Here is an 18149-nt window from a genome sequence, read left to right on the forward strand (position 1 = left end):
AACTCGTTCAGGGTCGTCTTGCTCAGTTCCATGTCGCTGCTCCTGCCGGTATCGCCGGCTGCGGGTCAAAGGGCAGTTACACAGTTCAATTTACAGACTCGATTGCCGATGCTTATGGCCGAGTGTCGGGTAATTTCCCTGCTTGTACAATCCTATTGCATTTTCAAGCTGAGCTTCCCTGAAACATGGGAAACAAATACGACGCCAATGCTTGCAATTGCAGACACACAAATCATGAATCCGACATCCATCTGCAAGCTGGATAGATAAAAAAATGCAAACAAAGCCGCCAATACGAAGCTAAATGCGGCGACAAGGAGCACCAAAAGATCATTTTTTTTAGACATTACGCAAGCTCCTTATTTAACAAACGGGGTAGCTTTCGCTACCCCGTTCGGGGCGAGGTTAATTATTCCTAAGGTACTGGAACGTAGCAACAGCGGACGCGCCTGCGGCAAGTACGCCAGCGGCCAAGGCCTCAGCGGCAATCGGAACAGCGAAGATGACAACAACTAGGCCGCCATCAATGTTTTCAACTTCATTCACATTAAGTTCGCGCACGGTAGCTTCCCCTTTAATCCGTTACCGATTCATAGATCACGTAGGCAGCCAGTCCGATCAACAGGCCAGCCCCTGTCCCAACAGCCGCGCCAATCAAAATCCTGGCGCCGACTTGAACAGCTACATTGGCCATGCCTCCGTCAACATCACCCGTTTCTCTCAAACTAAGCTCACGCATGCTACTTCTCCATCGATATAGCACAGTTCCCCTGCGCCACGGGTGCCGGAAATATCCCGGCGGTCTGGCTGCTCAGTGGAGGCCGGCTGTTTCCCTTCTTTCTTTGAGCGAATACAACGGCGCGCACATTCACTCGATCAGCGTTGCCCAGTATCAAGAACCTGTTGCGGAACGATGGTTGCGACATGCGATGGCAGCGCCCCGATGAGGAGATGCTGCTTTTTGCCTGTTGCAGTGACTGCCGTCAAGCCGGAAAACACGGAAAAACGTGCGTTTCGTCAATAGCGCGTCGGAATTACTGCTTGCTGTTCAATGACTTGTGGAGCAGTGCAAGCGAAACTGTACAAATTGATGTCAATATTGCTTGCACTGCGTCTAAACGCCTCACAGCTTGCCCGGATCTGATTGCGTACACTCGGGCGTTGCGGTTCGCCACGTACATGGACAAAAAGGCGCTGCCAGAGTTGCGGTCGGGCGAATGACTAGGTGTCCGGCTAGAATCGCCGCATGACGAAACATCCCCACGCATGACCCCCCTGCAGGCCATCGGCTGGCGTGAAACGCCGGCGTGGGCGGAACTGCTGGCCGCGCATCCGCAGGCGCGTCCGGCGCGCATCGTCGAACAGCATCGCAGCGGCTACCGGGTGGCGGAATCGGTCGATGTCGCGCATCCCGCCGAATCGCTGCCGGAATGGCAGCGCGCCGGCAGCTATCGCAAGGGCGAGACCAGCCCCGAGGCGCGCCCGGCGGTGGGCGATTGGGTACTGGTCGAAGGCGAGTCACCAAACAGTTTGCGCATCGTCGCCCTGCTGCCGCGTTTCTCCGCGATCAAGCGCGGTGCGGCGGGCGAGCATTACCGCCAGCAGGTGATCGCCGCCAACATCGACAGTGCCTTCGTGGTCTGCGGGTTGGATGCCGATTTCAATCCGCGCCGGATCGAACGATATCTATTGCTGATCGCAGGCTCCGGCGTGCAGCCGGTGGTGGTGCTGACAAAATCCGACAAGGACGGTGCGGATGCCGACGCTGCGCTGCACGAACTACATGCGCTTGGCGTGCCGGTGCATGCGGTGAATGCGAAGGATCGCGCCAGCGTCGCCGCGCTGGACACGTGGTTAGGCGAAGGCCGCTGCATCGTGCTGGTGGGCAGCTCCGGCGCGGGCAAGTCCACGTTGACGAATACATTGCTCGGCATCGAGAAGATGAAGACCGGCGAAGTGCGCGAAAGCGACGCGCGCGGTCGCCACACCACCACCCATCGCGCGCTGATCGCGCTGCCATCCGGTGCCTGCATCATCGACACGCCCGGCATGCGCGAGCTCAAGCCCACCGGCGAAGAGGACGTGGCCGAAAGCTTCGGCGATATCGAAGCGCTGGCCGCACAGTGCAGGTTCCGCGACTGCCGGCATGCGAAGGAGCCCGGTTGCGCGGTGCGCGCGGCGGTGGAACGTGGCGAGGTCGATGGCGGGCGCGTCGCCAATTTCCTCAAGCTGGGCGCGGAAGTCGCAGGCGCTGCCAACCAGCTTGCAACGCGACTGGCGCAGAAGGCCGACGCGCGCGTGCAGGGCAAGGCGCTGAACAAGCGGCTGGACGAGAAATACGGCAAGCATTGAATTGAAGCACTTGCCTTGATCTGACCAACTTGGTCAGGTTACTCTGCGCGTGTCGTTGCAGCGACGGAGAAAATCCATGCAGGTCAATATTCTGGAAGCAAAAACCCGGTTGTCAGAGCTGGTCAAGTTGGCGCAGGCTGGGGAAGAAGTCGTCATCGCCAATCGTGGCGCGCCGGTGGTGAAGCTTGTGAAGGTTGCACCCGTGTCCAAGGATGCCGACATCGGCAATGGCAAACGCATCGTGCAGTGGCTGATCGACAATCCATTACCCGCTTACATGAAGCGGCGAACGGATGCCGAAATCGACGCATACATTGCCGAGGAGCGTGACAGTTGGGACTGATCTATCTCGACACCAATGCATTGATTTATGCGATGGAAAGCACAGGTCCGCTTGGGCAACGCGCGCGTGCATTGTTGCAGGCGAATACCAGCAGCGACTTCGCGATTTCACCACTGGTGAAGCTGGAATGTCTGGTGATGCCGATTCGTACTGGCGACAGGATTCTGGAGCGGAAATACGACGCTTGGTTTCCGGATTTCGTGCAGCTATCCATTACTGAAGAGGCATATGCGCGGGCTGCTGATGTGCGCGCCCGCTTCAATCTGAAAACCCCCGATGCCCTGCACTTGGCTTGCGCGCAGTACCACCGTTGCGAAGCGCTGTGGACGAACGATGACCGCTTGCAACATGCCTCGCATGGGCTGGCGGTGAACGTGTTTGCAGGCGCGTGATGCCCCCGGATTTCCAGCCGAACAGCCTGTCACACTGATGCGGTCATGACCGTTTCGACCGACCCCATCGCCCATTACGCCGCGCTCGACGCGCGGTTGGTCAAGGCCGTGCGCGGGCTGCGGGTGCTGTCGCTGGCAAGCTGGCCGGCATCGGTGCAACAGGCGTTTCTTGAGGATCACGCGCGCGGCAATGCGCGGCTGCCGCAGGTTGAATACACACGGCATGACTTCAGCGATGCGCGGCGTGAACTGCAGGCGATCAGTGAAGCCGCCGATCCGGAACATCCGCTGGGCATCTATCTGCAGGAATCCGCGCAGCAGTGGGATATCACGGCGCGCATGCTGGAAGCGCTGGGCACGGCGGAAGCAGGCGCGCTGTCGGTTGCGCTGTACGGCCATCCCGACGATCCGCTGCCGGGCGGTGGTACCAGCACCCGCGATGCAGCGCGGCATTTCATCGATATTGCCGGGGAGCTGGATCGCGAACTGCTGGCACCGGATGAGCAGATTTCGATCTCGGCCATCGCCATGCAGCTGTATTTGCAGAACGCGCTGGACAGCTTCTTCGGCAGCCGCGTGATCGTGGTGGAACTGGACGCGGAGATGATCGCCAAGGCGGCGGCGGGTGCAAACCGCATCCGCCTGCGCGATGGCGCGGCGTTTACCGACTACGACCGCCAGCAACTGCTGCACCACGAGGCGCTGGTGCATTCGCTGACCGCGTTGAACGGGCGCGAGCAGGCGGCGCTGCCCAGCCTTGCGCTGTCATCGCCGCGTGTCACTGCAACGCAGGAAGGCCTGGCGGTGCTGGCCGAGCAGATCACCGGCAGCATCGACATCCAGCGCATGAAGCGCATCAGCCTGCGCACCGTGGCGATTGCGATGGCGATGGAAGGCGCGGATTTTTTGCAGGTGTTCGATTACTTTCGCGATGCCGGGCAGGATGCGGCGGAAAGTTTTTCCTCGGCGCAGCGCGTGTTCCGTGGCGTGCCCGTGCAGGGCGGCGCGGCCTTCGCCAAGGACACGGTGTATCTGCGTGGCTTGGTGGAAGTGCATACCTACTTCCGCCGCGCGCTGCGCGAGGATCGCCTGCGCCAGTGCCGCCGGCTGTTTGCCGGCAAGATGACACTGGCGGATGCCGAACGCTTCGATCCGCTGTTCGATGCCGGCGTGCTGGCCGCGCCGCGCTGGTTGCCGGATTGGGTATCGCGCGCCAACGGGCTGGCCGGGATGCTGGCGTTCTCGCTGTTCGCCAACCGCATCCGGCTGGATGCGGCGAGCTAGTGTTTCAGCGTTCGGGGCGCTTGTAGGCCACGCAGTCCACTTCGACCTTGCAGTCCACCACCATGCGGCTTTCCACGCAGGCGCGCGCCGGCGGGTGTTCGCCGAAGTAGTGCTGGAACACCGCGTTGAAGGCGTAGAAATCGCGGGCATCGTCCAGCCACACGCCGCAGCGCACGACGTGCTCCGGGCCGTAGCCGGCTTCGGCAAGGATCGCCAGCACGTTGCCGATCACCACATGCGCCTGTTCGGTGACGTTGCCGGTAACCAGCACGCCGTCGCGCATCGGCACTTGTCCTGAAACGTGCAGCCAGCCATCGGCCTGCACCGCGCGGGAGAAGGGCATGTGCTGCCTGCCCTGGCCGACGCCGCCTTCGGCACCGTATCGAATGATGTCGCTCATCAGGTTGCTCCGTGCGGAGAAAGAAAAATGCCGTGGCGCTCGCCGTTGACCTCGCGCCCGTCATAGGCCGCGCCGCCGTTGACCCAGACTGCATGGATGCCCACGGACGGGCGGATGGGATCGTGGAAATCGGCCACGTCGCGCACCGTGGCGGGATCGAACAGCACCAGATCGGCATGCGCGCCTTCGCCGATCACGCCGCGCCCGCGCAGGCCAAAGCGCGCCGCCGACAGGCCGGTCATCTTGTGGATGGCGACATGCAGCGGGAACAGGTGTTCCTCGCGCACATAGCGGCCCAGCACGCGCGGGAAGCTGCCCCACAGGCGTGGATGCGGGCGCGCGCCGCGCGGCAGGCCGTCGGAACCGATCATGGTCAGCGGATGCGACAGGATGCGGCGCACGTCTGCTTCGTGCATGCCGTGATACACCGCGCCCGCTGGTTGCAGGCGGCGTGCTGCATCGTCGAGCGTGGTGTGCCAGTCGGCGGCGATGGCAGCAAGCAGCCGTCCGCTCTGTTCGGGATGCGGGTCTGACCACATGATCAGGATGTCGTGGGCATCGGTGACCTGTTTCAGGTCGAGGGTGGAACTGCTGGCGGCGTAGGGATAACAGTCGCAGGCCACGTCGTGATCGTGCGCGGCGGCTTCCAGCGCGGCCAGCACTTCGCCACTGCGATGCCAGTTGTCCACGCCCGCGCATTTCAGGTGTGACACCCGCACCGGTGCGCCGCTTTCGCGCCCGGTTGCGAAGGCTTCCTGCAATGCGGGCAGGATGCCGGCGAACTCGTCACGCAAATGCGTGGCATACAGGCAGCCGGCGGGCAATTCGCGCGCCAGCGCGTTCACTTCGCTTGCCGGTGCCTGGAATGCGGAGGCATAGGCAAGCCCGGTGCTCAGCCCCAGCGCGCCGTCGGCGATGCTCTCGCGCAATTGCACGCGCATGGCGGCGATCTCGTCCTCGCTTGCGGCGCGATCCACACGATCCATGTGGTTCTGGCGCAGTGCGGTATGGCCCACCAGCGCGGCCACGTTCACCGCAGGGCGTGCGGTTTCCACGGCAGCGCGGTAGTCGGCGAAGCGCGGATAGCGGAACTCGTCGTCGTCGCCGAGCAGGTTCATCGGGTCGGGTATCGCACCATGCAGGCGCACCGGACTGGCGCTGATCCCGCAGTTGCCCACCACCACCGTGGTCACGCCCTGGGTGATCTTGCTGGGCATGGTGGGATTACGGATGACTTCCAGATCGTCGTGGGTATGCACGTCGATGAAGCCCGGTGCCAGCGCCAACCCCTGCGCATCAACCACGCGCGTTGCATCGCCTTCGAGCTTGCCGACCGCAACGATGCGACCGCCACGCACCGCCACATCGGCAACAACGCCGGGACGGTCGCTGCCATCGAACACCTGCGCGCCGCGAATCAACAGGTCGAACTGTGGAAGCATGGACATCCTCAGTCTCCCAGCGGCAGGCGGTCTTCGCTGCGCATGGCGTCCAGCGCCAGCTTGATCCTGCGCAGGCGTTCGCGGTTGTCGCCGGCTTGATGCAGGGCAAGCGTGGTGGCGAGGATGTCGATCGCGAGCATCAGCGCATAGCGCGAGGAAGAGGGCTTGAACACGAAGTCGGTTTCGTCGATGGCAATCGGCAGCAGGCAGTCCGCCTGCTCGGCCAGCGGCGTGCCGGCGCGGGTGATGGCGACCACGCGCGCGCCGTAGCTGCGGGCGATGCCGACGGCGACCAGCAGTTCGGCGGTGGTGCCGGAAATCGACAGCGCCAGCACCACGTCGTCCTTGCCGAGCGTGGCGGCGATCATCTGCATCGAAAGAAAGTCGCTGCATGCAGCCACGGGCCGGCCCAGCCGCATCAGCCGGTTCTGCACTTCGGCGGCGAACACGGTGGAAGCGCCGCCCATGCCGAAGGCGTGGATCATGCGGGCTTCGGCCAGCGCTTCGGCGGCGGCCTGCACGTCCGGTTCGCGCAGGCCACCCAGGTTGCGGCGCAGGGTGGTTTCGATGTCGGTGCAGATCTGTGCGTACAGCGCGGAGACCGGTGGTGCATCCGACGCATCAAGGAAGCGCTGGCCCACCGCACTTGCTGCGGCCAGTTGTGCGCGCAGTTCGCGCACGTTGTCGCAGTCCATCGTCTTGGCGAAGCGTGAAATCGCCGCCACGCTGACGCCCGCGCGCTCGGCCAGTTCCGCGATGCCAAGCTGGGCCGCGCCGCCGACATCGGCAAGGATCGCATCGGCGATCCGCTGCTCCACCGGGCTCAGGGTGTCGCGCCGCTGGCGCAGCGCATACACGACGTCGAACGCCTGCGGCGTGGTGGGCGCGCTCACAGCAGCGTCGCCAGCAGTGCGGTCAGCCCCAGCGTGACCAGCGAAATCAGCGTTTCCAGCACCGTCCATGTCTTGAAGGTCTGTGCCACCGTCATGTTGAAGTACTCCTTGACCAGCCAGAAGCCGCCGTCGTTGACGTGCGAAAGAATCAGCGCACCCGCGCCGGTTGTCAGCACCAGCAGTTCGGGGTGCGGGTAGCCTGCGGCCAGTGCGACCGGTGCCACGATGCCAGCAGCAGTGCTCATCGCCACCGTTGCCGATCCGGTTGCGATGCGCATCAGCGCCGCCACCACCCAGCCCATCATCAGCGGTGACAATTCAAAGCGCTGTGACAGCGCAGTGATTTCCGCCGCCACGCCGGTTTTCACGAGGATGCCGTTGAGGCCGCCACCGGCACCTACGAGCAAGGTGATGGCGGCGGTGGGCGCAAGGCAGTCCTGCGAGAACTTCAAAATCTGCTCGCGGTTGAAGCCGCGCATCAGCCCGAGCGTGACGAAGCTCAGCAGCGTTGCCAGCAGCAATGCCACTACCGAATTGCCGATGAAGTGCAGGAACTCGTTGCGCTGCGTGCCCGGTGTTGCCAGCACGTCGGCCCAGCCGCCCAGCAGCATCAGCGCCACCGGCAGCAGCAAGGTCGCCACGGTGATGCCGAAGCCGGGCAGCGCGTCATCGGCAAGCTGGCCGTGGCCTTCGTCCAGCAGCGCCGCTTCCATCGGGTTGTGCGCGGGCAGGCGCACGCGCGGGGCGATGAACTTCGCGAAGATCGGCCCGGCCAGCGCGGCGGTGGGCAATCCCACCAGCAGCGCATAGAACACCGTGCGGCCCACGTCGGCCTGGTATTCCTTCACCGCCAGCATCGCCGCCGGATGCGGTGGCACCAGCCCATGCACCACCGACAGGCCGGCGACCATCGGCAGGCCGACCAGCAGCAGGTGGGTGCCGGTGCGGCGCGCGACGTTGAGCGCAATCGGGATCAGCAGCACGAAGCCGACTTCGAAGAAGATCGGCAGGCCGATGCAGAACGCCACCAGCATCATCGCCCAGTGCGCGTTGCGCGGGCCGAAGCGGGCGATCATGGTGCGTGCGATGCGTTCGGCGCCGCCCGACTCGGCCATCATCTTGCCCAGCATGGTGCCCAGCGCCACGATCAGCGCGATGTGGCCCAGCGTGCGGCCCACGCCCTGTTCGTAGGCAGTCACGATCTCGCCCGCCGGCATCCCGGCGGCCAGGGCCAGGCCCAGCGAGACCAGCGTCAGGGTGATGAAGGGATTGAGGCGGTAGCGCGCGATCAACACCACCAGGGCGATGATGGCGATGGCGGCATACACCAGCAGCAGGGTTCCGGGCGTCATGCGTGTCTCCGTCGCGGCGTCAGGAACATGTCTTAGAAACAGGTGGTCACGATGCCGGTGACCCGCCAGTCGTCGTCCACCCGCAGCAGGTGCCGCCACTTGTCGAAGGTCAGGCAGGGATGGCAGATGTCGAAGCACAACATGTCACCGACCTGCACATCGTCGTCGGCATCGATGGCGAGGAAGGCGTGCTGGTCCATGATCGCGTCCAGCCGCCAATGCGATGGTGCGGGCTGCGGCGCGGCATCGCCCGGACGATGCTGCAGCACCGGCAGCGGCAGGCCGGCGTCGAAGGCGGCATCGCGCTTGCCAAGGCCAACGATGGCGCGTCCCGGTTCCGGCACTGACTGCACGCAGGCCCAGAGCTGCAATGCAGGGCGCAGGCCTTCCGCCATCGAACGTGCCACCGGATTGGAGGCGTGGATGCGCGCATCGGCATCGCGATACGCACCGGCATCGTGGGTCAGGTAGCAGCCCGGACGCAGCAGCACCTGCACGTCGGGATTCTTTGCGGCGTCGGCAAACTCCTCGGCCACCACGTCGTACCAGGCCGAACCCGCGCCGGACAGCAGGATGCGCGGTTCGGCGAATGCGCCTTCGTCGCGCAGCATCTGCATGATGGCAACGGTGCGCCGCAGCAGGGCGCGGATGCCGGCTTCGTCCTTCAGCACGCCCTCGTAGGTTTCCACGCCCACCAGTGCCAGCGACTGCGGCCAGCGGGCGATGGCGTCCAGCACCGCGCGTGCCTGTGCATCGTCGCGCACGCCGGTGCGGCCACCGGTCACGCCGATTTCCAGCAGCAGGCGCAGGCGTTGGCTGCGCTCGGCGAAGTACGCACCCAGCGCATCGGCATTGGTCGCCGAATCCACCAGACAGCAGAACGCGAACGCCGGGTCGCGCAGCAGTTCCGCGATCAGCGCCATGTTGGCGCGGCCCACCAGTTGATTCGCCATCAGCACCCGGCGCACGCCGTGGCGATATGCGTCGCGCACTTGCGGCGCGGTGGCAAGGGTGATGCCCCATGCGCCGGCATCCAGCTGCATCGCGAACAGCTCGGGGCTCATCGTGGTCTTGCCGTGCGGCGCAAGTTCCACGCCGTAGGCGGCGATGAAATCGCGCATCCACGCAAGATTGTGTTGCAGTGCCGAATCGCGCAGCACCGCCACCGGCAGGCTGACCTCGCCGTCGAGGATCGACCAGCACGGATCGGGGCCAGCGCCCAGCCCCTTGCCGGTCACCGGAATCTCTGCGGGAACGTTCGACGGGTGCATCGAAGCCTTGTGTCCGCTGCCATCGGAAGCGGCATCTAAGCACGAAAATGTCGCGCATGAAAATTATTTTCAGTGCGAAGGGCCATGCCGAAGTACCCATCCGCCGCCATACGCCTGCGTAGCCGGGCTGTCGCGGCCAGCGTCGTGGGTAGAATGAACGCCCGTCCCAATGGCCTCACGTGATGTCCGAAACGAACGGCAACGACGACCAGAAAAATGATGATTTGAAACGGGCCGCGCTCGACTACCACCGGCAACTGCCGAAGGGAAAGATCAAGGTCACCGCGACCAAGCCGATGGTGACCCAGCGCGATCTGGCGCTGGCGTATTCGCCGGGCGTGGCCTACGCCTGCGAGGAAATCGCCGCCGACCCCACCAAGGCCAGCGAGTACACCGCGCGCGGCAATCTGGTGGCGGTCATCACCAACGGCACGGCCGTGCTGGGGCTGGGCGACATCGGCCCGCTGGCCGGCAAGCCGGTCATGGAAGGCAAGGGCGTGCTGTTCCAGAAGTTCGCCGGTATCGATGTGTTCGACATCGAACTGAACGAACACGACCCGGACAAGCTGGTGGACATCATCGCCGCGATGGAGCCGACCTTCGGCGGCATCAATCTGGAAGACATCAAGGCGCCGGAATGCTTCATCGTGGAGCGCAAGCTGCGCGAGCGCATGAACATCCCGGTGTTCCATGACGACCAGCACGGCACCGCGATCATCGTGGGCGCTGCGGTGCTCAACGCGCTGGAAGTTGCGGGCAAGAAGATCGAGGACATCAAGGTTGCCACCACCGGCGCGGGCGCGGCGGGCATCGCCTGCCTCGACATGCTGGTGGCGCTGGGCGTGCGCAAGGACAACATCATCGCGTTCGACCGCGAGGGCGTGATCTACACGGGGCGCGGCAATCTCGACCCCGACAAGGCCCGCTACGCCAGCGATACGCAGGCGCGCACGCTGGCGGAAATCGTGGCCGGCGCCGACCTGTTCCTCGGCCTGTCCGCCGGTGGCGTGCTCAAGCCCGAGATGGTCGCCACGATGGCGGACAACCCGATCATCCTGGCGCTGGCCAATCCCTATCCGGAAATCCTGCCGGAGGACGCGAAGAAGGTGCGCCCGGACTGCATCATCGCGACGGGTCGCAGCGACTATCCGAACCAGGTCAACAACGCGCTGTGCTTCCCCTACATTTTCCGTGGCGCGCTGGACGTGGGCGCAACCGGGATCAACGAGGCGATGAAGCTGGCCTGCGTGCGCGCCATCGCCGCGCTTGCGCGCATGGAAGCCTCCGACCTTGGCGCGGCCTACGGCGGTGACGTGCCGAAGTTTGGCCGCGAATACCTCATTCCGCGTCCGTTCGATCCGCGCCTGCTGACCATGCTGGCTCCGGCGGTGGCGAAGGCGGCGATGGAATCCGGCATCGCCCAGCGCCCCATCGATGACCTCGTGGCCTACAAGGAACACCTCGGCCAGTTCATCCACCGCACCAGCCTGATGATGAAGCCGGTCTATGAGCGCGCGCGCGCCGACCGCAAGCGCGTGGCCTATGCCGAGGGCGAGGAGTTCGTGGTCTTGCAGGCGGTGCAGACGGTGATCGACGAAGGCTTGGCCTTCCCGATCCTGATTGGTCGCCCGGAAGTGATCGAAAGCCGCATCGCCAAGCTGGGCCTGCGCATGCGCGCCGGGGTCGATTTCGAGCTGACCAACATCAACGACGACCCGCGCTTCGACGATTACTGGAAGCAGTACCACGCGCTGACCGAGCGCCGGGGCGTGACGCCGGATGCCGCCAAGAACCTGATGCGTTCGCGCACCACCCTGATCGCCGCACTGATGGTGAAACGTGGCGAAGCTGATGCGCTCATCACCGGCATCGTGGGCCGCTATCACAAGAAGCTGGGCTACCTGCGCAGCGTGTTCGACTTCCAGCCCGGCGTGCAGGGCACGGCGGCGATGACCGGCGTCATCAACGACAAGGGCGTGTGGTTCTTCGTTGATACCCATGTGCAGATGGAGCCGTCGGCGGAGCAGATTGCCGAGGCCACCATGCAGGCCAGCTACCGGCTCAAGCTGTTCGGCATCGAGCCGAAGGTGGCGCTGCTGTCGCATTCCAACTTCGGCAGCCATCAGGACGGCAGTGCGGGCAAGATGCGCCGCGCCTACGAGATCATCCGCCAGCACGTGCCGAAGCTGGAAGTGGATGGCGAGATGATGGCCGACACCGCATGGGATGAAGCCCTGCGCCAGAGGATCATGCCCAACACCACCCTGACCGGGCGCGCCAACCTGCTGGTGATGCCGAACCTGGATGCGGCCAACATCGCCTACAACCTGATCCGGGTGGCGACTGGTGGTGTTGCCATCGGCCCGATCCTGATGGGGCTGGACGCGGCCGCGCACATCCTGACCCCGGCTTCGTCCGCGCGGCGCATCGTCAACATGACCGCGATTGCCGCCACCGACGCGCAGATCCGCGCGGAGATGAGCGCAGGCAAACGCGTTTGAACCAGTGGCGGGGCGGGTACCTGGCCCGTTCCGCCTGTTTTCTTGAATTACCCGGACTAAACAGAAATCTGGTTGCGGCGCAGCATGGCCTGTGCCGCAACGCTTGCTAGACTCGGCCTCCGACCGACCTTTCAGGGACATGGAGCGCGCGATGAACTGGCTGAATGAAATGCTGCAAAACGATCCCGATCCGCAGGAATCGCGGGAGTGGATCGAATCGCTGAAGGCCGTCATCGACAACGCCGGGCCGGAGCGCGCGCACCAGTTGCTGGAAGGCATGGTGGAACTGACCCGCCGCGCCGGCGCGCACCTGCCGTTCGCGCCCACCACCGAGTACATCAACACCATCCCGACCCATCTGGAACCGCGCATGCCGGGCGATGCCACGATGGAATGGCGGATCCGCTCGATGATCCGCTGGAACGCGATGGCGACCGTGGTACGCGCCAACCGCAAGCCGGGCGAGCTGGGCGGCCACATCGCCAGCTTCGCCAGCTCGGCCACCCTGTATGACGTGGGCTTCAACCATTTCTGGCGTGCCGCCAGTGCGGATCACCCGGGTGATTTGATCTGCGTGCAGGGCCACAGCTCGCCGGGCATCTACGCCCGCGCCTTCCTCGAAGGCCGCATCAGCGAATCCCAGCTCGACAACTTCCGCATGGAAGTCGATGGCCGTGGCATCAGCAGCTATCCGCATCCGTGGCTGATGCCGGAGTTCTGGCAGGTGCCCACCGTCAGCATGGGGCTTGGCCCGATTTCCGCGATCTATCAGGCGCGCAGCTGGAAGTATCTGGAAGCGCGCGGCCTGATGCCGAAGACCGACCGCAAGGTCTGGTGCTTCCTCGGCGATGGCGAAACCGACGAGCCGGAATCCCTCGGCGCGATTGGCGTGGCCGGCCGCGAAGGGCTGGACAACCTGGTCTTCGTCATCAACTGCAACCTGCAACGGCTGGACGGCCCGGTGCGCGGCAACGGCAAGATCATCCAGGAGCTGGAAGGCCAATTCCGTGGTGCCGGTTGGAACGTCATCAAGACCATCTGGGGCAGCTACTGGGATCCGCTGCTGGCGAAGGACCACGGCGGTCATCTCAAGCGCGTGATGATGGAAACCGTCGATGGCGAATACCAGAACTGCAAGGCCTTCGGCGGCGCTTACACGCGCGAGCATTTCTTCGGCAAGACGCCGGAAACCCTGGCGATGGTCGCCAACATGTCCGACGACGACATCTGGCGTCTGAACCGTGGCGGGCATGATCCGCACAAGGTGTATGCGGCCTACGACGCGGCGGTGAAGACCGTCGGCCAGCCCACCGTGATCCTCGCCAAGACCGTGAAGGGTTACGGCATGGGTACCGCCGGCGAGGCGCTGAATCCGAGCCACCAGACCAAGAAGCTGGACAACGACGCGGTGCGCGCGTTCCGCGACCGCTTCAAGCTGCCCATCGACGACGAACAGCTGAAGGACGGCAACGTGCCGTTCTTCCGCCCGGACGAGAAATCGCCGGAAATGGAATACATGCGCGAGCGCCGCGCACAACTCGGCGGCTATCTGCCGCAGCGCCGCAGGAAGGCCAGCCAGCCGCTGGAAGTGCCGCCGCTTGCCACCTTCGAACGCCTGTTGAAGTCCACCGGCGAGCGCGAGATCAGCACGACGATGGCCTTCGTGCAGATGTTCAACATCATCCTGCGCGACAAGCAGGTCGGCCCGCGCTGCGTGCCGATCGTCGCCGACGAGGCCCGCACCTTCGGCATGGAAGGCCTGTTCCGCCAGCTTGGCATCTACGCCCCGCAGGGCCAGAAGTACAAGCCGGTGGATGCCGACCAGCTGATGTTCTATCGCGAGGATTCCGCCGGGCAGGTGCTGGAGGAAGGCATCACCGAGGCCGGCGCGTTCGCATCGTGGCTGGCGCTGGCAACCAGCTACAGCACCAACGACCTGCAGATGCTGCCGTTCTACATCTACTACTCGATGTTCGGTTTCCAGCGCGTGGGCGATGCCGCATGGCAGGCCGGCGACATGCGCGCGCGCGGCTTCATGCTGGGCGGCACCGCCGGACGCACCACGCTCAACGGCGAAGGCCTGCAGCACGAGGACGGCCAGAGCCACATCCAGAGCAGCTTCATCCCCAACGTGCGCAGCTACGACCCCACGTTTGCATATGAAGTCGTGACCATCGTCCAGCACGGCATGCAGCGCATGCTGGCCGAACAACAGGACGAGTACTACTACCTCACCCTGATGAACGAGAACTACACCCACCCCGACATGCCGGAAGGCAGTGCGGACGGGATCATCAAGGGCATGTACCTGCTGAAGGATGCGGGCAAGGGCAAGAAGGGCGAGCTGCGCGTGCAACTGCTGGGCAGCGGCACCATCCTGCGCGAGGTGATCGCGGCGGCGGATCTGCTGGATGCAGACTTCGGCATCAAGGCCGACATCTGGTCTTGCCCCAGCTTCACCGAACTGGCCCGCGACGGCGTGGATGCCGAACGCTGGAACCGCTTCCACCCCGAAGCCAAGACCCCGCGCAAGCCCTGGGTCACCGCGCAACTGGAAGGCCGCAGCGGCCCGGCGATTGCCGCCACCGACTACGTGCGCATGTTCGCCAACCAGATCCGCGAATACGTGCCGATGCGCTACAGCGTGCTCGGCACCGACGGCTACGGCCGCAGCGACACCCGCGCCAACCTGCGCCGCCACTTCGAGGTGGACCGCTTCCACGTCGCCCACGCCGCTGTCGCTGCACTGGCCGCAGACGGCAAGCTCACCGCGAAGGACGTGGCCCGCGCGCTCAAGCTCTACAAGCTGGATGCGGAGAAGCAGAATCCGTTGTTGGCGTAGGGCCATCAGCCCTGACGTTTCGTGTCAGCTTTTAGTCAAGCTCCGATCAGGCTCTCCGCCGGAATCCCGAGATTCCGGTGGAGATTTCGGATCATCTCCAGGGTCAACCCGCGTTTGCGGTTGAGCACTTCATAGACACGGTTCGGCTGGCCGATGGAAGGCACCAGATCCTTCACCGTCAGGCCGCCCTGTTCCATGCGGAAACGGATCGCTTCGATGGGGTCGGGCGCTTCGATCGGGAAGTGTTTGGCCTCGTAGGCTTCCACCAAGGTGACGAGGATTTCGAAGCGGTCGCCGTCTTCCGTTCCCGGCTCGGGTTCGTTGTTGAAATAGGCGGACAGCTCGCGAAGAGCGCGCTTGTGGTCTGCCTTGGTGCGGATGGGGTGGATGTTCATGCGTCCTCCACGGTGGCGGCATCAATGCGGTCGTACTGCGCATGCGTGCCGACGAATTTGATGTACAGCGCCTGGAATCGATATGCCACGGCGACGATCAACCGGTAATCGTTGCCCTTGATGTTGAAGACGACGCGGTTGCGGCCCACGAAGCTGGCACTGGCGTACTGGTTGCGGATGTCCTGCGGGGTTTTCCAGCGCGCGTGTCGGGCTTCGTCAAACCAGGCCTTGAGCGGCTGTTCGGCATCCGGATGGCGTGCCCGGTCTTGCGATCCACCCACAGTCCGGCGAGCAGGCCGTAGCGACACCCGTGGCCTGGCCTCACGCCGCCGCTGCATTCTCCCAGGGCTTGATCTTCGCCAATTGCCCGGCAAGTACGTCCTTGGCGGTTTCCGTGTCGAAGCGGGCCTGGCAGCGCAGCCAGAAGCCTTCGGTCAACCCGAAGAACCTGCACAGGCGCAGGTCGGTGTCTGCCGTGATGGAGCGGCGACCAGCCACGATCTCGCCGATGCGCTGGGCCGGAACGCCGATTTCCTTGGCCAGCCGGTAATTGCTGATGCCCAGCGGGGAGAGGAACTCTTCGCGCAGGATTTCGCCGGGATGGATGGGGGCAAGCTTGCGGGCCATGGTGTGATCCTCAGTGGTAATCCACGATTTCGACGGCTGTGGCATCCGTACCCGACCAGATGAAACACACCCGCCATTGGTCATTGATACGGATGCTGTGCTGACCTCTTCGGTCACCTTTCAGTGCTTCCAGCCGGTTGCCAGGTGGAACACGCAGGTCGTCCAGCCGGCCTGCCATGTCCAGCAGTTCCAGTTTGCGCCGCGCCAAGTTTTCGATGCCTGTGAAGCGGCGCACGCGATGGCGATTGAACAGGGTCTCGGTGTCTTCGCAACGGAAGGACTTGATCGCCATGCCGCAATAATAACGTTATACGTTATTAACGTCAATCGTGAGTATCTGTCGGAAACTTACCACCCCGCCGCACTCGTCTCCTCGATTCGACTGAAGGCCGAATGCTTGCCCGGCTCTGGTGCATCGTTGCCGGTGGAGAAATAAACAACGCCGGTGCCGGTCTTGCGGTCCACCCACAGGCCAGCGAGCAGGCCGTAGGCATTGCCGCTGTGGCCGACGCGCTGCACGCCGTCGCCAAAGGGATCGTCGCCGCAGCCGGGCAAGCCGGTTGCAAGGGTGTGGACGGCAAAGCCGTAGCGGCAGGTGAAGCCACCCTGCGTGCGGATGGGATCGTCTTCCTCCAGCGTCAGGCCATTGCTGCCGGTGAAACTCCACTCCGGGCCGATCATCGCGCGCACGGATTCGGGCTTGAGCAGGCGCACGCCATCCACGATGCCGTCATTCAGCAGCAGGCGGCCGATCTTTGACAGGTCGCTGGCGGAGATGCGCAGCCCGCCCTGCGGGCCAAACACATTCGTCGCCGCACCGGCGCGCCACTTCGACAGATCGCAACTGCCATCGCTGGCCTTGGTGATGCCGCAAGCCGGCTTCTTCCCCTGGTTGTCATCGACGTCCGGCTTGCCTTCGCTGTACAACACCACCGCGCGTGCGGCGGTGGCCTCGATGCAAGTCGGCCAGCCATAGCAGGCGTGCAGGCTCAGCGGCTGGATGACGAGGCGTTGCATCAGCACATCCAACCGCTGGCCGGTGGCGCGTTCCATCACCGCGCCGATCAGCGGAAAGCCGACATTGGCGTAGCGCCAATACGTGCCGGGCGCGTGCTGCGCGTCCCACGCCTTCGGGTCGTCCAGCAGTTTGCGGAACTCGCCGTCCAGCGGCACCTGCCAGTAGCCGGCACCATCGGTCAGGCTGGCGGTGTGCGAGAGCAGATGGCGCAGGGTGATTTTCCTGCGCGGGAATGCCGGGTTGCGCAGTTTCCAGCCGAGTACGCCTGACACATCGGCATCGAGGTCGAGCTTGCCTTCCTCGACCAGCCGCATCACGCCGATGGACAGCACCAGCTTGGAGATCGAAGCGATGCGCACCGGATCGTCGATGGTGATGGCGCGCTTGGTCGCGGGATCGGCATAGCCGGAGGTTTGGGTGGCGGTAATGCCGTCGCGGTCGAAGGTCACGCGCACGCGGGCCTGTGGCGACGCGGACTGTGGTTCGGCTGCATGTGCGATGCCGATGCAGGCCAGCAGGGCCAATGCGAGGTAGATGCAGTGCTTCATCGAGTCATCTCCATGCGTGTGGCGTCGGGATTTCCAGCGGCGGACGGGCAGGTTAACTGAACCGTTCCTGTCCGGAACCGGAGGCATGACTTTCGGCTCATGGCGGGATTTGGTTGGTGTACTACATTACCAGCACACCAACTTACCAACACAGGAAACCGCCATGTACCGCATCGCCTCCCCCAGCCCGCTGGCCTACGTCGAACGCCGTCTGACCCCACGCAACCCGGGCACCACCCCGGCCCGTATCCACCGCCAGCGCGACTTCGGCGTGGGCTACGGAAGCAGCAGCGGCTACGCCAGCAACCGCAGTTACGTCAGCTACGAAGCCCGTTATTTCCGTTGCCGCTGATGTCCCCGGATCGCCGGTCGGGCCGCGTCCTCCCCAGCGCGGTTCGGCCGGCGATGCCTCTTTGATTGCTAGGGAAGCTCTGAACAACTCCCGAAACGTCATCCCGGCGAAAGCCGGGATCCAGCTTTTTCAATGAC

General features: G+C 64.2%; 20 protein-coding genes. 8 read left to right on the forward strand and 12 right to left on the reverse strand.

Annotated features, from left to right (window positions below; all coding sequences use genetic code 11):
* Positions 1-182 (forward strand): hypothetical protein (locus QM612_RS01665; protein WP_415252161.1); only part of this gene is annotated, 182 nt, incomplete at its 5' end.
* 223 nt (positions 183-405) lie between these two features.
* On the opposite strand, the gene QM612_RS01670 is transcribed toward QM612_RS01665, so the two are convergent.
* Positions 406-561 carry a class IIb bacteriocin, lactobin A/cerein 7B family gene (locus tag QM612_RS01670; protein WP_415252162.1) on the reverse strand — a complete coding sequence of 52 codons (156 nt, stop codon included), beginning with the start codon at positions 559-561 and terminating at the stop codon, positions 406-408.
* A 13-nt stretch (positions 562-574) separates the two neighbouring features.
* The gene (locus tag QM612_RS01675) at positions 575-739 is read right to left on the reverse strand and encodes a hypothetical protein (protein WP_415252163.1); all 165 of its coding nucleotides are present in this window, start codon (positions 737-739) and stop codon (positions 575-577) included.
* A 527-nt stretch (positions 740-1266) separates the two neighbouring features.
* Here QM612_RS01675 and rsgA point away from each other — a divergent pair.
* The 4 genes from rsgA (at position 1267) to QM612_RS01695 (ending at position 4371) form a co-directional block, all read left to right on the forward strand.
* Positions 1267-2352, forward strand: coding sequence for a ribosome small subunit-dependent GTPase A (rsgA, locus tag QM612_RS01680; RefSeq protein ID WP_415252164.1), 1086 nt, complete (start codon positions 1267-1269; stop codon positions 2350-2352).
* Between the two features lie 76 nt (positions 2353-2428).
* Positions 2429-2695, forward strand: a complete 267-nt coding sequence (locus tag QM612_RS01685) for a type II toxin-antitoxin system Phd/YefM family antitoxin (RefSeq protein ID WP_415252165.1) — start codon at positions 2429-2431, stop codon at positions 2693-2695.
* Positions 2686-3087: a type II toxin-antitoxin system VapC family toxin gene (locus QM612_RS01690; RefSeq protein ID WP_415252166.1), complete on the forward strand. Its 402-nt coding sequence runs from the start codon at positions 2686-2688 to the stop codon at positions 3085-3087. The genes QM612_RS01685 and QM612_RS01690 overlap by 10 nt, the downstream gene beginning before the upstream one ends.
* A gap of 45 nt (positions 3088-3132) precedes the next feature.
* Positions 3133-4371: a flavohemoglobin expression-modulating QEGLA motif protein gene (locus tag QM612_RS01695; RefSeq protein WP_415252167.1), complete on the forward strand. Its 1239-nt coding sequence runs from the start codon at positions 3133-3135 to the stop codon at positions 4369-4371.
* Positions 4372-4375: 4 nt separating this feature from the next.
* Here the strand turns inward: QM612_RS01695 and QM612_RS01700 are convergent, their stop codons facing one another.
* The 5 genes from QM612_RS01700 to QM612_RS01720 are packed head-to-tail and all read right to left on the reverse strand — an operon-like array spanning position 4376 to position 9729.
* Positions 4376-4771, reverse strand: a complete 396-nt coding sequence (locus tag QM612_RS01700; RefSeq protein WP_415252168.1) for a RidA family protein — start codon at positions 4769-4771, stop codon at positions 4376-4378.
* The gene (locus QM612_RS01705) at positions 4771-6219 is read right to left on the reverse strand and encodes an N-acyl-D-amino-acid deacylase family protein (RefSeq protein ID WP_415252169.1); all 1449 of its coding nucleotides are present in this window, start codon (positions 6217-6219) and stop codon (positions 4771-4773) included. Before QM612_RS01705 ends, QM612_RS01700 begins: the two co-directional genes overlap by 1 nt.
* A gap of 2 nt (positions 6220-6221) precedes the next feature.
* Positions 6222-7106, reverse strand: a complete 885-nt coding sequence (locus tag QM612_RS01710; RefSeq protein ID WP_415252170.1) for a MurR/RpiR family transcriptional regulator — start codon at positions 7104-7106, stop codon at positions 6222-6224.
* A complete protein-coding gene (locus QM612_RS01715) occupies positions 7103-8458 on the reverse strand; it encodes a gluconate:H+ symporter (protein WP_415252171.1) in 1356 nt (451 codons plus the stop codon). Before QM612_RS01715 ends, QM612_RS01710 begins: the two co-directional genes overlap by 4 nt.
* Before the next feature lie 32 nt (positions 8459-8490).
* Positions 8491-9729 carry an amino acid deaminase gene (locus tag QM612_RS01720; protein ID WP_415252172.1) on the reverse strand — a complete coding sequence of 413 codons (1239 nt, stop codon included), beginning with the start codon at positions 9727-9729 and terminating at the stop codon, positions 8491-8493.
* Between the two features lie 182 nt (positions 9730-9911).
* Here QM612_RS01720 and QM612_RS01725 point away from each other — a divergent pair, with 182 nt between their 5' ends.
* The gene (locus QM612_RS01725) at positions 9912-12230 is read left to right on the forward strand and encodes an NADP-dependent malic enzyme (protein ID WP_415252173.1); all 2319 of its coding nucleotides are present in this window, start codon (positions 9912-9914) and stop codon (positions 12228-12230) included.
* Positions 12231-12381: 151 nt separating this feature from the next.
* Positions 12382-15072 carry a pyruvate dehydrogenase (acetyl-transferring), homodimeric type gene (gene aceE / locus QM612_RS01730; protein ID WP_415252174.1) on the forward strand — a complete coding sequence of 897 codons (2691 nt, stop codon included), beginning with the start codon at positions 12382-12384 and terminating at the stop codon, positions 15070-15072.
* 35 nt (positions 15073-15107) lie between these two features.
* Here aceE and QM612_RS01735 read toward each other — a convergent pair whose 3' ends face one another.
* Genes QM612_RS01735 through QM612_RS01755 form a run of 5 tightly spaced genes read right to left on the reverse strand, consistent with a single transcriptional unit; the run spans position 15108 to position 17660 of the window.
* Positions 15108-15467 carry a helix-turn-helix domain-containing protein gene (locus tag QM612_RS01735; RefSeq protein ID WP_415252175.1) on the reverse strand — a complete coding sequence of 120 codons (360 nt, stop codon included), beginning with the start codon at positions 15465-15467 and terminating at the stop codon, positions 15108-15110.
* Positions 15464-15748 (reverse strand): type II toxin-antitoxin system HigB family toxin, encoded by a 285-nt coding sequence (locus QM612_RS01740; protein ID WP_415252176.1) that lies wholly within the window; start codon positions 15746-15748, stop codon positions 15464-15466. Before QM612_RS01740 ends, QM612_RS01735 begins: the two co-directional genes overlap by 4 nt.
* A 40-nt stretch (positions 15749-15788) precedes the next feature.
* Complete coding sequence (locus QM612_RS01745; RefSeq protein ID WP_415252177.1) at positions 15789-16094, reverse strand: HigA family addiction module antitoxin; 306 nt, start codon at positions 16092-16094, stop codon at positions 15789-15791.
* Positions 16095-16104: 10 nt separating this feature from the next.
* Positions 16105-16386, reverse strand: coding sequence for a type II toxin-antitoxin system RelE/ParE family toxin (locus QM612_RS01750; protein WP_415252178.1), 282 nt, complete (start codon positions 16384-16386; stop codon positions 16105-16107).
* 56 nt (positions 16387-16442) lie between these two features.
* Positions 16443-17660 (reverse strand): serine hydrolase domain-containing protein, encoded by a 1218-nt coding sequence (locus QM612_RS01755; RefSeq protein WP_415252179.1) that lies wholly within the window; start codon positions 17658-17660, stop codon positions 16443-16445.
* A 163-nt stretch (positions 17661-17823) separates the two neighbouring features.
* Here QM612_RS01755 and QM612_RS01760 point away from each other — a divergent pair, with 163 nt between their 5' ends.
* The gene (locus QM612_RS01760) at positions 17824-18012 is read left to right on the forward strand and encodes a hypothetical protein (protein ID WP_415252180.1); all 189 of its coding nucleotides are present in this window, start codon (positions 17824-17826) and stop codon (positions 18010-18012) included.
* Positions 18013-18149: the final 137 nt, after the last annotated feature.

Source organism: Thermomonas sp. (assembly GCF_047606765.1).
Lineage (GTDB): Bacteria > Pseudomonadota > Gammaproteobacteria > Xanthomonadales > Xanthomonadaceae > Thermomonas.